General features: G+C 72.2%; 12 protein-coding genes. 8 read left to right on the top strand and 4 right to left on the bottom strand.

The window, feature by feature from the left end:
* Positions 1–33: 33 nt before the first annotated feature.
* From AB0368_RS20840 to nagA, 3 genes are all read left to right on the top strand, one after another.
* Positions 34–960 carry a sugar isomerase gene (locus AB0368_RS20840; RefSeq protein ID WP_366155565.1) on the top strand — a complete coding sequence of 309 codons (927 nt, stop codon included), beginning with the start codon at positions 34–36 and terminating at the stop codon, positions 958–960.
* Positions 961–1,051: 91 nt separating this feature from the next.
* On the top strand, positions 1,052–1,963 hold the full coding sequence (locus tag AB0368_RS20835; RefSeq protein WP_366155839.1) for an ROK family protein: 912 nt from the start codon (positions 1,052–1,054) through the stop codon (positions 1,961–1,963).
* Positions 1,960–3,057, top strand: a complete 1,098-nt coding sequence (gene nagA / locus AB0368_RS20830; protein ID WP_366155564.1) for an N-acetylglucosamine-6-phosphate deacetylase — start codon at positions 1,960–1,962, stop codon at positions 3,055–3,057. The genes AB0368_RS20835 and nagA overlap by 4 nt, the downstream gene beginning before the upstream one ends.
* Here the strand turns inward: nagA and AB0368_RS20825 are convergent.
* Positions 3,023–3,733 carry a phosphatase PAP2 family protein gene (locus AB0368_RS20825; protein ID WP_366155563.1) on the bottom strand — a complete coding sequence of 237 codons (711 nt, stop codon included), beginning with the start codon at positions 3,731–3,733 and terminating at the stop codon, positions 3,023–3,025. The genes nagA and AB0368_RS20825 overlap by 35 nt on opposite strands.
* Before the next feature lie 131 nt (positions 3,734–3,864).
* Between AB0368_RS20825 and AB0368_RS20820 the strand changes: the two genes are divergently transcribed.
* Complete coding sequence (locus AB0368_RS20820; protein WP_366155562.1) at positions 3,865–5,385, top strand: glycoside hydrolase family 5 protein; 1,521 nt, start codon at positions 3,865–3,867, stop codon at positions 5,383–5,385.
* 55 nt (positions 5,386–5,440) lie between these two features.
* Here AB0368_RS20820 and AB0368_RS20815 read toward each other — a convergent pair whose 3' ends face one another.
* Positions 5,441–6,814 (bottom strand): serine protease, encoded by a 1,374-nt coding sequence (locus tag AB0368_RS20815; protein WP_366155561.1) that lies wholly within the window; start codon positions 6,812–6,814, stop codon positions 5,441–5,443.
* A gap of 118 nt (positions 6,815–6,932) precedes the next feature.
* Between AB0368_RS20815 and AB0368_RS20810 the strand changes: the two genes are divergently transcribed.
* Positions 6,933–8,138: a DUF4032 domain-containing protein gene (locus tag AB0368_RS20810; RefSeq protein WP_366155559.1), complete on the top strand. Its 1,206-nt coding sequence runs from the start codon at positions 6,933–6,935 to the stop codon at positions 8,136–8,138.
* Here the strand turns inward: AB0368_RS20810 and AB0368_RS20805 are convergent.
* A complete protein-coding gene (locus tag AB0368_RS20805; RefSeq protein WP_366155558.1) occupies positions 8,119–9,912 on the bottom strand; it encodes an NAD-binding protein in 1,794 nt (597 codons plus the stop codon). The two genes, AB0368_RS20810 and AB0368_RS20805, sit on opposite strands and share 20 nt — an antisense overlap.
* A 90-nt stretch (positions 9,913–10,002) precedes the next feature.
* On the opposite strand from AB0368_RS20805, the gene AB0368_RS20800 reads away from it, so the two are divergent.
* Positions 10,003–10,749 carry a hypothetical protein gene (locus AB0368_RS20800; RefSeq protein WP_366155557.1) on the top strand — a complete coding sequence of 249 codons (747 nt, stop codon included), beginning with the start codon at positions 10,003–10,005 and terminating at the stop codon, positions 10,747–10,749.
* A 12-nt stretch (positions 10,750–10,761) separates the two neighbouring features.
* A complete protein-coding gene (locus AB0368_RS20795; RefSeq protein WP_366155556.1) occupies positions 10,762–11,226 on the top strand; it encodes an MSMEG_6728 family protein in 465 nt (154 codons plus the stop codon).
* Here the strand turns inward: AB0368_RS20795 and AB0368_RS20790 are convergent.
* Positions 11,196–11,633: a GNAT family N-acetyltransferase gene (locus tag AB0368_RS20790; RefSeq protein ID WP_366155555.1), complete on the bottom strand. Its 438-nt coding sequence runs from the start codon at positions 11,631–11,633 to the stop codon at positions 11,196–11,198. The two genes, AB0368_RS20795 and AB0368_RS20790, sit on opposite strands and share 31 nt — an antisense overlap.
* Before the next feature lie 28 nt (positions 11,634–11,661).
* Between AB0368_RS20790 and AB0368_RS20785 the strand changes: the two genes are divergently transcribed.
* Positions 11,662–12,396 (top strand): methyltransferase domain-containing protein, encoded by a 735-nt coding sequence (locus tag AB0368_RS20785; protein ID WP_366155554.1) that lies wholly within the window; start codon positions 11,662–11,664, stop codon positions 12,394–12,396.
* The last annotated feature ends 451 nt before the right edge of the window (positions 12,397–12,847 follow it).

The raw sequence follows: 12,847 nt of genomic DNA, 5'->3' as shown, positions 1-12,847 counted from the left end.
TGCGCAGCACAACGGCCTGATAGGGAACTGCCCATGAGTCACGTCAAGGTGGAGATCGCCAGCCAGCCCGACTGCTGGCGGCAAGCCGCCAAGATGGCGGACTCGCCCGGGCTGCCCCTGCCCGGCGAGCGGGTCGCCGTCACCGGGTGCGGCACGTCCTGGTTCATGGCCAAGGCGTACGCGGCGCTGCGGGAGGCCGAGGGCCACGGCGACACGGACGCGTTCCAGGCCTCCGAGTTCCCGCTCGGCCGCCGCTACGACCGGGTCATCGCGATCACCCGCTCCGGCACCACCACCGAGGTCGTCGCCCTGCTGGAGGCGCTGCGGGGCCGTACCCGTACCACCGTGATCACCGCGGACGGGGCGACGCCGGCCGCCGCGGTCGCCGGCGAGACCGTGGTCCTGGACTTCGCCGACGAGCTGTCGGTCGTGCAGACCCGCTTCGCCACCAGCTCGCTCGCGCTGCTGCGGGCGCACCTGAACTACGACATCGAGCCGGTGGCGGCGGACGCCGAGGTCGCGGTCCGGCTCCCGCTCCCGGTGCACCCGGCACTCGCCGAGCAGATCACCTTCCTGGGCCGGGGCTGGACCGTGGGCCTGGCCGAGGAGGCCGCGCTCAAGTGCCGGGAGGCGGCCGGCTGGTGGACCGAGGCGTACCCGGCAATGGACTACCGGCACGGCCCGATCTCGATCGCCAAGCCCGGCCGCGTGGTCTGGGCGTTCGGCGAGATCCCGGACGGCCTCTGCGAGGAGGTCGAGCACACCGGCGCCGCCTTCGTGCACAGCCGCTACAACGGCGGGTACGCGGCCCTCGGCAGCTGGCGCGGCGGCGGGCGGACCGGCCTCGACCCGATGGCGGACCTCGTCGTGGCGCAGCGCGTCGCGGTGCTGCTCGCCACCAGCCAGGGCCTGGACCCGGATCATCCCCGCAACCTCACCCGCTCCGTCGTCCTCCCCTGACCCGGCCGTGAGTGGAGCGGTGAGGCTACGGCCCGAACCAGGACGGCGGACGAGCGCCGATCCGCGGAGCGGCGGCGGCCCCGACGACGTCGTGGTGGCGCTGGATGTCGGCGGCACCGGCATGAAGTGCGCCCTGGTCCGCCCGGACGGCACGGTGCACCACGCCGAACGGCACCCGACCCTGGCCCAGCGCGGCCCCGAGGCCGTCACCGCGAACATCCTCGACATCGCCGCCGACCTGGCCGACCGGGGGCGGGCGGACGGGCTGAACCCGGTGGCCGCCGGCGTGGCCGTGCCGGGCGTCGTCGACGAGGAGACCGGCACCGCCGTGTGGTCCAGCAACGTCGGCTTCCGGGACGTACCGCTGCGGGACCTGGTGGCGCGCCGGCTGGAGCTGCCCGCGGCGCTGGGCCACGACGTGCGCGTGGGCGGGATGGCCGAGGCCCGAGTCGGCGCCGGCCGGGACCAGCGGCACGTGCTCTTCATTGCGATCGGCACCGGGATCGCGGCCGCCCACGTCGTCGACGGCAACGCCCTCTCGGGCGCCCACGGCGCGGCCGGCGAGGTGGGACACATCATCGTGCGGCCGGGCGGTCCGTCCTGCGGCTGCGGGGCCCGCGGCTGCCTGGAGTCGATCGCCTCGGCCTCCGCGGTCGGCCGCCGGTACGTCGAGCTCTCCGGCGACGAGGGGGTCACCGCGTACGACGTGGCGACCCGGGCGGCGGCCGGGGAGGAGCTGGCCAACCGGGTATGGACCGAGGCGGTCGAGGCGTTCGCGGACGGGCTGCTCACCGCCCAGGCGCTCTACGACGCGGGCATCGTCGTGCTGGGCGGCGGGCTCGCCGAGGCCGGGGAGGCGCTGCTCGCCCCGCTGCGGGTCGCGCTCGACGCCCGGATCACGTTCCACCGGATGCCGCGGATCGTCCGGGCGGCGCTCGGTGACACCGCCGGCTGCCTCGGCGCCGCCCTGCTCGCCCTCGACTCCCTGGAGACCGACAAGTGACGGAGAAGATCCGCGGCCGGGTGGTCCGGCCGGGCGCCGTGGTGCCCGGCGTCGTGGACGTGGACGGCCCCACGATCCTGTCCGTCGCGGAGGACTCCCGGGCCGGCGACGACATCATCGTGCCCGGCTTCGTGGACCTGCACTGCCACGGCGGCGGGGGTCACACGTTCACCCGGGGCGATGCGCAGGACGCGGCGCAGGCCGCCGCTTTCCACCTGCGGCACGGCACCACCACGATGCTGGCCAGCCTGGTCAGCTCGCCGTACGAGCTGATGCGCGACGCGACCGCCGCGTACCTGCCGCTGGTGGCCGAGGGCGCGATCGCCGGTATTCACTTCGAGGGGCCGTACCTGAGCGCGGTCCGGTGCGGCGCGCAGAACCCCGAGTTCCTGCGCGACCCCGCACTGGAGGAGCTCAGCGCCCTGGTGAAGCTGGGCGCGGGCGCGATCCGGATGGTGACGATCGCCCCCGAGCTGCCCGGCGCCCTGGACGCGGTCCGCTATCTCGTCGAGCACGGCGTGGTGGCGGCGCTGGGGCACAGCGATGCGACGTACGAGCAGACCGTGGCCGGGGTGGCGGCCGGCGCGACCGTCGGCACTCACGTCTTCAACGGCATGCGCCCGCCGCACCACCGCGAGCCGGGCCCGGTCGTGGCCCTGCTCGACTCCCCCTCGATCGTCTGCGAGCTGGTCGCGGACGGCATCCACCTGCACGACGGGATGCTGCGCTTCGCGGCGCACGCGACGCCGTACCGGTCCGCGCTGGTCACCGACGCCATGGACGCCGCGGGCATGCCCGACGGCACCTACGAGCTGGGCGGTCAGGAGGTCACGGTGGCCGGCCGCGTGGCCCGCCTGACCCGCGACGGCTCGATCGCGGGCAGCACGCTGACCATGGACGCGGCGTTCCGGCAGGCGGTGGGCGCGGGCCTGGACCTGCCGACGGCCACGGAGATGGCCTCCACCACCCCGGCCCGCGCGCTGGGCCTCGGCGACCAGGTCGGGGCGCTGGAGGCGGGCCTCCGCGCGGATCTCGTGGTGCTTTCCGCCGACCTGCGGGTCAAGCGGGTGATGCGGTCCGGGGCGTGGATCTAGATTCGAGATTCCACGGTACGCGGGCCAGCAGGCGCGCCAGGATCAGCCCGAGCAGCAGCCCGGCCACCGAATCGGTGATCCAGTGGAACGCCAGGTAGGTCGTCGTGATGAACACGATCACCGGCGGGGCGACACGCAGGGCGAGGTGGGCGCGCTTCGACAGCGGCCTCGCCAGCAGCACGCCGAGCAGCACGGCGATGACGAAATACCAGGCCAGCGCGTTGGCGACGTGCCCGGAGGGATAGCTCATCGCGTCTTTGCCGGAGGCGGCCGGGTTGAACAGGATCTCGCGATCGGGCCCCTTGAAGGCCGGCGCCGCCCGGTCGAGCCAGATCTTCAGCGGGCCGATCGTCACGTACGTCAGCACGAAGGCCCCGGCGAAGAGCAGCAGCGGCCGCACGGACCGCAGGCGCCAGGCCGCCAGGCCGGCCAGCAGGATCGCCACCGGCATGAGCACCTGCCCGCCCTGGCCGAGGTAGTTGAGCACCCGCAGCGTCCAGTACAGCGGTGTCGGCCGGTGCTCCGACACCCAGTCGGCCACCTGGACGTCCAGGGCGAGCAGGTGGCCGCGGGCGAGCGCGAAGGTCAGCAGGACGAACCCGGCGAGCAGCACGACGTCCGGCCACCAGCTGCGCACCCGCTGGTCGGGAAGGGAGTCGACGGCCGTTTCCTGCATGCCGACCACGCTACCCAGTCGCGCCAACCAGCCCCTGCCGACCTGAAATCGCTATTAAGTGTTGATCCACCATGGGAGCGCTCCCGTAGTGCCGTGCGACACGGTTCTCTCCCGCGGAGGTGCAGATTCTCATGGTCGGATCCCGATTCACCAGACCCGGCAGCCGCGCGCGCCGGTGGCAGGCCGGCATCGTCGCCGGGGTCGCGGTGGTCGGCGTCGGCGTCGGGCTGGGCGTCGCGGCGGCCGACGAGAGGAAGCCCGCCGGGCCCGCCGTTCCCACCGTCACCTGCCCGAAGGTCACAATCGGCGTGGCGGTGCCCGCGCAGCAGCAGGCCGACGTCCAGCGGAACCTGGCGCTGCTCGACGAGCAGGCCGCCGAGGCGAACGAGCGCCTGCGCACCACGGTCGGCCAGGGCGGCCCGAACTTCATCCAGAACGCCGTCCTCGGCCCGCTGAGGGACAAGCGGTTCGCCACGATCAACCGGATCGAGACGGCGATCGGGCGCAACGCGGCGAAACCCGACCTGAATGCCGACGGACTGTCGGCGTGCAAGCTCAACCAGGCCGGCGGGGGTGCACCACCGGCCCGGCCCACTGCCGCTCCCACCACCACCGCGCCGGCCAAGCCGACCGCCGCTCCCACCACGACAGCACCGGCCAAGCCGACCACCGCGCCCGCGACCAGCACCGTTCCGGCGGCACCCCCGGCTCCGAGCGGGACGCCGGTGGCGATCAACGGCCGGTTGAAGGTGTGCGGCACGCACCTGTGCAACAAGAACAACACGCCGGTGCAGCTTCGCGGCATGAGCAGCCATGGCCTGCAGTTCTTCCCGAACTGCGTCAACGCCGGCTCGCTGGCCGCGCTGCGCAACGACTGGAACGCCGACTTCATCCGGCTGTCCATGTACGTCCAGGAGGGCGGCCTCGAGACCGACCCGGCGCGCTTCACGGCGAAGGTGAACGGCCTCGTCGATCAGGCGACCAAGCTCGGGTTGTACGCGATCGTGGACTTCCACATCCTCACCCCGGGCGACCCCAACGCGAACCTGAACCTGGCCAAGACCTTCTTCCAGAACGTCTCCGCCGCCCACGCCGCGCAGGACAACGTGATCTACGAAATCGCGAACGAACCGAACGGCGTGAGCTGGGACGGCATCAGGACCTACGCCGAGAAGGTCGTTCCGGTCATCCGCAGGAACAAGCCCGACAGCGTGGTCATCGTCGGCACCAGGGGCTTCTCTTCCCTGGGGCTCTCCGACGGCAGCGACGAGAACGAGATCGTCAACGACCCGGTGAAGCTCGACAACATCATGTACACGTTCCACTTCTACGCGGCGTCGCACCGGGAGGACCGGCGGGCGGTCGTGGCGCGGGCCGCGAAGAAGCTGCCGCTGTTCGTCACCGAGTTCGGCAGCCAGACCTTCACCGGTGACGGCACCAACGACTTCGCCGGCACGACGGCGTGGCTCGACCTCCTGAAGAGCCTGAAGATCGGGTACGGGATGTGGAGCCTCTCGGACGGCCGGGAGAGCAACTCGGTGTTCAAACAGGGCACCTGTGCCGGCACCCGGTTCGCGGGCACGGGCGTCCTGACCGAGGCGGGCCGCTACATCCGCAGCCGGATCCTCACCGGCGTCGGCTCACCGAACTGAGCCGCGAAGCTCCGTGCGATGTGAGGCCGCACCCTGCCGAGCAGGGTGCGGCTTCTCAGAGGTTGTTCTTGATCCTGGCGTAGAGCAGGTCGGCGCGGACGCCGGAGTTCGGGCAGCCGCCGAAGTGGTGCAGCGCGACGACCTTGTCGGTCTTGCGGGACAGCACCGGGCTGCCGCTGGAGCCGCCCTCGGTGTCGCAGTAGTACGACACGTCCGAGTCCCGGGCGTAGCCGTCGAACGCGTTGTCGGCGACCGCGCAGGTGCCCGCCTTCTCCCCCAGCCGCCCGGCGATGCGGGTGGGCTCGCCGGCCGGGTGCTGCGGCACGTACAGCTCCTGGCCGCGGACCGGGCGCGCGGTGTCCAGCGTCAGGTAGCCGAATTTCTGCACTGCGCCGAAGTTCTCGACGGTGAAGAGGGTGTAGTCGTACACGTGGTTGGTGGCGACGACCTTGCCACCCCAGACCTTGGTGGGCCGGAAGACGTCGTAGCCGCCGCACTTCGCGCACTGATAGTTGAACCACACCTCGGTCTCGTACGCGTCGTCCGAGTTGTCGAAGCAGTGGTTGTTCGTCAGCATCCGGTTCTTCGCGCCGATCCGCCATCCGGTGCAGAGCTCGGTGCCGTTGATCAGCAGCCGCGCGATGGACTTGGACCGGGTGTACGCGACCGGATCCACCGACCGGTAGCAGACCGCGTCCCGGCTCTCGTCGTTGCCGCAGACGGACTCCTCGCGGCCCGTACGGTTCGGGTTGCGCAGCTGCTCCTCGGGGGCCGCCTCCTGCTCCTTCCTGGTGAAGCCCTTGGCGACCTGGTCGACCCGTACGCCCAGGCTGCCGAGCACCGAGCTCACCAGGTTGCCGCCGCCGCGGTGCACCTCCAGGACCGCGGTGTCACCGGTGATCGACATCGCCCACCGGGCGGTCGGCGCGGCGGTGTCCAGCAGCTTCGGCGCGTCGTAGCGGTACGACTCCTTGCCGGCGGCGTCCGCGACGGTCACGTAGTCGCCCGGCAGCATCGTCAGGCGGCTGAAGTGCACTTTCACGTACGAGGCGCCCGGGTAGCGGAGGACCTCACGCTTCGGGGCGCCGTACCCGAGGAGCTTGTCGACGTTCAGCAGCGTGCCGACCTTCTGCCGGCCGTCCTCGGCCGGCTGCGTGGCGGACTCGTGCACACCACTCTCGCCCTTGGCGGAGGCCGCCGGCGCTGCCTTCCGGGGGCCTGCTTCCGCCGTGCCGGTGCCTGCGGCGGTTCCGGACGCGGCGGCGGGCTGCTGCACCGCGACGGGCGTAGGAGCGGCGATCGCGGGCTCGTGCCAGGTGCCGACCTTCCGGCCCTCTTCCATCAGCTGTGTCCAGGCCACCGCACCGGCCGAACCGACCAGTGCCAGGGCGGAACACGCCCCGGCGACGATGCTCACCGCGCGTCGCACATTCACTCCCGTCCCCAAAGTCACATCGCCGACATAGGTAACAATCAGGCGATCTCGCTTCTGTGTAACGAGCCACGTGCGGCGGCGACGCGCCGGGCCGAGCGTGCACACTGGGTTCGTGCGCATCACCTCAGCCCTCGTCGACCCGGCACTGCTGGATCTGCCGTGGCACGTACCGCTGGAGGAATGGCCGGCGGACCACCTGGTCGCGCTGCCGCAGGGCATCTCCCGGCACATCGTCCGGTTCGTCAAGCTCAACGACACGGTGTACGCCTTGAAGGAGACCCGGGAGCGGATCGCCGAAAAGGAGTACGACCTGCTGCGCGCCCTCGAGCGGATCGACTTCCCGGCGGTCGAGGCCGTCGCGATCGTCACGGACCGCGTGGACGAGCACGGCGAACCGCTGGAGACCGTGCTGATCACCCGGCACCTGCAGTTCTCCCTGCCGTACCGGGCGCTGTTCTCGCACGTGCTGCGCCCGGAGACGATGAACCGGTTGCTCGACGCGCTCGCCGCGCTGATCGTCCGGATGCACCTCACCGGCTTCTCGTGGGGCGACTGCTCGCTGTCCAACACACTGTTCCGCCGCGACGCGGGAGCCTTCGCGGCGTACCTCGTCGACGCCGAGACCGGCAACCTCTACCCCAAGCTCTCGGAGGGGCAGCGCAGCGAGGACATCGAGATCCTGCGGCTCAACATCTTCGGCGAGTGCCTCGACCTGGAGGCCGCCGAGCTCCTGCACGAGGCGATCGACCCCGAGACCGTCGTCGACGACATCGTGGCGCGCTACGAGCGGCTGTGGCACGAGGTCACGTACGAGCAGGAGGTTGCCCGGGACGCCCGCCACGACATCGAGGGCCGCATCCGCCGCCTCAACGACATGGGCTTCGACGTCGCCGAGGTGGCCATGTCCACGGTGGACGGCGGCTACCGGGTGCGCCCCAAGGTCGTGGACGCCGGCTACCACACCCGGCGGCTGCTGCGCCTGACCGGGCTCGACGCCGAGGAGAACCAGGCCCGGCAGTTGCTCAACGACCTGGACGCGTACCGCGCCGAGAGCGACCTGATCGACGAGCAGCAGGCCGCCCACCGCTGGCTGACCGAGGTCTTCGAGCCGGTCGTCCGCGCGGTGCCCGCCCACTTGCGCCGCAAGCTCGAGGCCCAGGAGATCTTCTCGCAGATCATCCAGCACAAGTGGCTGCTGTCCGAGCGCTCCGGCCGGGACGTCGGCATGGGACCGGCCGTGCAGTCGTACCTGACCGACGTGCTCGCCCACAAGCCCGACGAGCAGGCCGTGCTGGGCCCTACGCCTGCTCCAGCATAAGCGGCTCGGGGGGCGGGGTCGCCTGCTCGACGAGCGCGCGCAGGCCCGCGCGCCGGGCGACCACGAAGACGCGGTCCCCGGCGGCCAGCACCCGCCGTGGATCCGGCGCCCAGTCCACCCATTCCGAGCCGGCGGCGGAGAGCCCGATCACCCGTACGCTCAGCTCCCGGTCGGCCTGGCTCAGCGGCGCACCGTCCAGCGGGGACCCGGCGAGCACCTGGACGGCGGCGACCAGCAGCGCGTGCCGGTCGACGGGAATCGTCGCGAGGACCTCGCGCTCCAGCATCGCCGCCGCGAAGGCCGGCGCGGCCAGCCGGGAGACGCTGCGCGAGATGTCGATGCTGAAGGCGGTCTGCACGCGGCGGGCGAAGTCGTCGTCGAAGAGCCGCAGCACCACCCGCAAGTCGGGGCGGGCGGCCCGTGCGTTCAGCGCGGCCTGCAGGTTGGTGACGTCGTCGGTCGAGACCACGACCAGCGCCTTGCTGGTGGCCACGGACGCCGAGCGCAGGGTCTCCTCGAGCGCCGCGTCGCCGACGATCAGGGGCACGCCGAGCTGCTCGGCCACCTTCGCGCCGCGGGCGTCCGGCCGGCGGTCGATCGCGACGACCTCCAGCCCCAGATCGACCAGTTGCCGCAGAACGCGGGTGCCGACGTTGCCGAGCCCGACCACCACGATGTGGCCCTCGCGGTCGTTCGTGACCGTGCCGCGGGCCAGCGCCAGCCGCGCGTTGACCATGCCCTCGACCACCGCCGCGGTGATCAGCGGCAGCAGCGCCAGCCCCGCGAGGGTGAGGATCAGCTGGGCCGCCTGAGCCAGGGCATTGCGCTTCTCCTCCACATCGGACGAGCCGACCGCGGTGAGCAGCGTGACGTAGACGGACTTCCAGAGACCGTCCACATTGTCGGCCTGGGCCAGCACGGTCCCGGAGATCACGGTCACGGCCAGCGTGATCACGACCGCCATGCCGAGCTTGCGGCTCACCGCCGCCCGCAGCGCCCGGCCGAACGTGGCGAGCGGGTGCCGGCGCCGCTTGCGGGCCCGTACCAGCCGCTGGGCGGCGAGCGTCTGCCCGGCCGGGCGCCCGGTGGCTTCCGCGAGGACGAGATCCGTCGGCCGCTCGCCCTCCGGCGCGGGCGTCGCGGGCAGGACGTCGACCCGGCCGGCGCCGTCCGCGGCGGTGAGGGCACAGATGACGTGCTCCGGGCGTACGTCCGCACGCCGCGCGACGAAGACCGTGCGACCCGGGAGGCGTACGTGCGTCGGCGCAACCTCGCCCAGCGACGCCGCCACGAACGCGGGCGCCGCCATCGCCGCGTCGGAGAGGACGGCGCAGTCGGCGAAGAGGCGGCGGACGCCGTAGCCGAGGCCGGAGTTGAACATCCGGATCACCAGCCGCAGGTCCGGCTCGACCGCCTGGGCGCAGAGGGCGGCGTGCAGGTTCACCACGTCGTCCGGCATGACCAGGGCCAGCGCCGCGGCGCCCGCCAGCCCGGCCGAGCGGAACGTGCGCTCGTCGAGACGGCCGGCGCGCACGATCCGTACGCCGCGCAGCTCGCTCAGATCGGGCACGTCGGACCGCAACTTCGGCGGCACGATCACGGTCAGCCGGATCCGGTGACCGGCGTTCGCCAGCTCCTCGGCGACCGTGTAGACGAGCGCGTCCGCACCGCAGACGACGAAGTGCGGCCGGGTGTCCCCGTTGCGCGGGAGTCCCTCGCGCAGCCGGGAGACCAGCGATCGCCGGATCGGTTCACGAAGGGGATCGACGGCCATGGGCGCATGGTAGTCAGCCGGAACCCTCCCCCGGGGCCACTCGTTGCCCCTTCCGAGTCTTTTGTCCCCTTCTCGCAGGAGGAAGATCGAATGCGCAAGTGGTTCTACGCCGGGGCGGTGGTCGGCGGCTTCCTGCTGTTCGGCGCGGCACCCGCGCACGCCGACGACGTGATCCCGGCCCCGGCGGGCGGCCTCACCGGCCTGCTGCCGGCGCAGGGTGCCGGCCTCGACCCCGCGGGCGGCCTGAGCCTGCCCAACCCGCTCGGCGACGGCCCGCTGGTCGACGTCAAGCCGGGTACTAACAACGCGGACCTGAACGGCGTGGACGTACCGCGAAGCGCCGTGGCGCCCGCCGCCGAACCCACCGACCGGACCGCGGCGACCGCGCTGCCGGCCGAGGACCTGCCGGCGGCCGACGTGGTCGGCGGCGCCCTCCCGCAGGCCTCCGGCGTCCTCCCGTCCAACCTGCTCGGCGGTCAGGCGCTCGGCCAGCTGCCACTGCTCGGCGGGCTCGGCGGACTCACCCCCGACGGCCGCATCCCGACCGGCACGCCGCAGGAGTCCGGGCTCTTCACCGGCGGCCTGCCGCTACTCGGCGGGCTCGGCGGACTGCTGCCGGCGAACGAGATCCCCGCCGGCGCCGGAGCCCTCCCGGCGGTGAGCGGCCTGCCGGCCGGCGGCACCGACGTGACGCCGTCCGCCCTCACCCACACCGCCGGCGACGACCCCGCCGACGACCCGCGGGCCCACGAGGAGCCGGCCGACGACGAGGCCACGCCGCAGCGCACCTTCTCCGCGGGCGGTCGCCCGGTCGCCGGCCGGGATCGCGACTTCTAGCATCATTGCCCCGTGCAGACCTTTTTGCCGTACCCGGACTTCATAGCCAGCGCGCACGCGCTGGACCAGAAGCGGCTCGGCAAACAGCGGGTGGAGACGATCCAGGTGCTGCGCGGGCTCGTGCAGCCCGGGTACGGCTGGCGCCACCACCCGGCGGTCAAGATGTGGACGGGTTACGAGGAGGCCCTGGTCCGGTACGGGCTCGACATGTGCGGCGTGTGGGTGGCCACGGGCCGGGCGGACACCACGGCGGACACCATGCGCGCCGACGCCGCCGCGGCCCGGGGCCTCACCGTGATCCGTACGCAGGACGACCTCGACGCCGCCGGCGAGCTGCCCCCATGGCTCGGCGACGACGCCCTGCACCTGAGCCACCGCTCGGCGCTGGTCCGCAAGGCCCCCGACTTCTACCGGCCGCTGTTCGGCGACATCCCGGAGGACCTGCCCTACGTTTGGCCGGGTTCCGACCGGTCCTGAGTCACGTCCCACGACAACAGGAGGAACGGCTCCTCCTCGTTCGCGCCGGCCCGGCGGTACGTCTTCTGCGCGGCCTCGTTGTCCTGCTCGGTACCGACCCACATCCCGTAGCAGCCCCGCTCCCGGGCGATCCTGGCCAGCGCCTCCACGAGGGCGGTGCCGACGCCCCTGAGCCGGGCGTGGGGCGCGACGCCGAGCTCGTAGAGGAACATCTCCGTACCCTTGTCGGGATGGGTCATCTCCACCCCGGTGACCATGCCGACCGCCCGCTCCCCATCGAAGGCCATCAGCAGATGATGCCCGGGAGAGTCGAGGAACTTCTCGGTCGCGTCCGACAGCGGCGGCCCATCGAACAATTCGGCGGCGCGGTGCACGACGGCGGCATCAGTGATCCGCTCGATACGCATGGCGACACCTTAGTGGTGCAATCACCCCATGGCCCGCATCGCGTACGACGACAGGGACGCGGCCGCCTTCGCCGCCACCCGCCACCTCCAGGCTGCCGGCCTGACCGAGTGGCGCACGGCGGTCGCCCGGCACGTCCCGCCCCACGGAACCCTGCTGGACGTCGGCGCCGGTACGGGCATGTGGTCAGGCTTGTTCGCGTCATGGTTCCCGACTCTGCGGATCGTGGCCGTCGAACCGTCGGCAAGCATGCGCGCCCGGTCCGGCTTCTCCCCGATGATCGCGGGGGACGCGCTGGCCCTGCCGCTACAGGCGCGGTCGGTGGACGCCATCTGGCTCTCCACGGTGATCCACCACATTCCGGACCTGGCCGGTCTCGCCCGCTCCCTGCGCCGGGTGCTCCGGCCGGGCGGCAAGGTGCTGATCCGCTCGGCGTTCGCGGGCCGCCACCACGGCATCTCCCTGTTCCGCTGGTGGCCCGAGGCCATCCGGGTGCTCGACACCTTCCCCGGTGTCGCGGACGTCCAGGAGGCGTTCGCCGGTTTCCACGCCGAGCCGGTCGAAGCGGTGCCGCAACTGTCGGCGCCGTCGTTGCGCGCCGCGGCCGACGGGTTTCGGCGAGAGGCTCACACGCCGCTGCAGCTCATCGCCGACGGGGAATACGCCGCGGGGCTGGCCCGGCTGCGGGCGGCGGCTCGCACCGATCCCGGCGGGCCGCTCATCGACCACCTGGACTTGCTGGTCCTGCACCTGACGGATCTCTAGCCCCCCGGTCTTCGCCCCTTCTGGCCCCTCTAAATGTTGGGCTGGCTTAGCGCCGTGGTGATGCTGATCCTCGGCGCGGCCGCCATGGCGGTCGTCGTGGTGCGCCGGCATCGCGGAAACCGGCGGTGAGCCCCGAGCGGCCAGAGTCGCCGGTGTCGCCGCCGGGTCCCGTCCGCACCGCCATGTCGAAGTAATGGCGTGCGCATTCTGATCGAGCTGCCTCAATCGATGCGGTAATTGGTCCAGGCGTGCGCGATTTGCGGACGCCGTCGTGGATATTAATGTGACGAGGTCGCCCGCTGGCGGCCGATTGAGGTGCTCGGGTTTCGGAGGCAGCGGTGGATCTGCAGTTGTCGGCCCGGGCCGGTCGGGCCTGCACTGTGGTGCGGGTCGGCGGTGAGCTGGACATGGAGACCAGTCCTCAGCTGCATGCCTTCCTTCAGAAGGTCGC

This window comes from Actinoplanes sp. NPDC051475 (assembly GCF_040689425.1).
Classification (GTDB): domain Bacteria; phylum Actinomycetota; class Actinomycetes; order Mycobacteriales; family Micromonosporaceae; genus Actinoplanes.
Note: the sequence above shows the minus strand (reverse complement) of the source record. Positions and strands in the feature narration are given on the sequence as shown.

Bases quoted from the DNA above. Each gene is read 5' to 3' on its own strand.
- AB0368_RS20800 (WP_366155557.1), top strand. From the start codon at position 10,003: ATGCGCAAGTGGTTCTACGCCGGGGCGGTGGTCGGCGGCTTCCTGCTG.
- AB0368_RS20805 (WP_366155558.1), bottom strand. From the start codon at position 9,912: ATGGCCGTCGATCCCCTTCGTGAACCGATCCGGCGATCGCTGGTCTCC.
- AB0368_RS20840 (WP_366155565.1), top strand. From the start codon at position 34: ATGAGTCACGTCAAGGTGGAGATCGCCAGCCAGCCCGACTGCTGGCGG.
- AB0368_RS20820 (WP_366155562.1), top strand. From the start codon at position 3,865: ATGGTCGGATCCCGATTCACCAGACCCGGCAGCCGCGCGCGCCGGTGG.
- AB0368_RS20785 (WP_366155554.1), top strand. From the start codon at position 11,662: ATGGCCCGCATCGCGTACGACGACAGGGACGCGGCCGCCTTCGCCGCC.
- AB0368_RS20825 (WP_366155563.1), bottom strand. From the start codon at position 3,733: ATGCAGGAAACGGCCGTCGACTCCCTTCCCGACCAGCGGGTGCGCAGC.
- AB0368_RS20790 (WP_366155555.1), bottom strand. From the start codon at position 11,633: ATGCGTATCGAGCGGATCACTGATGCCGCCGTCGTGCACCGCGCCGCC.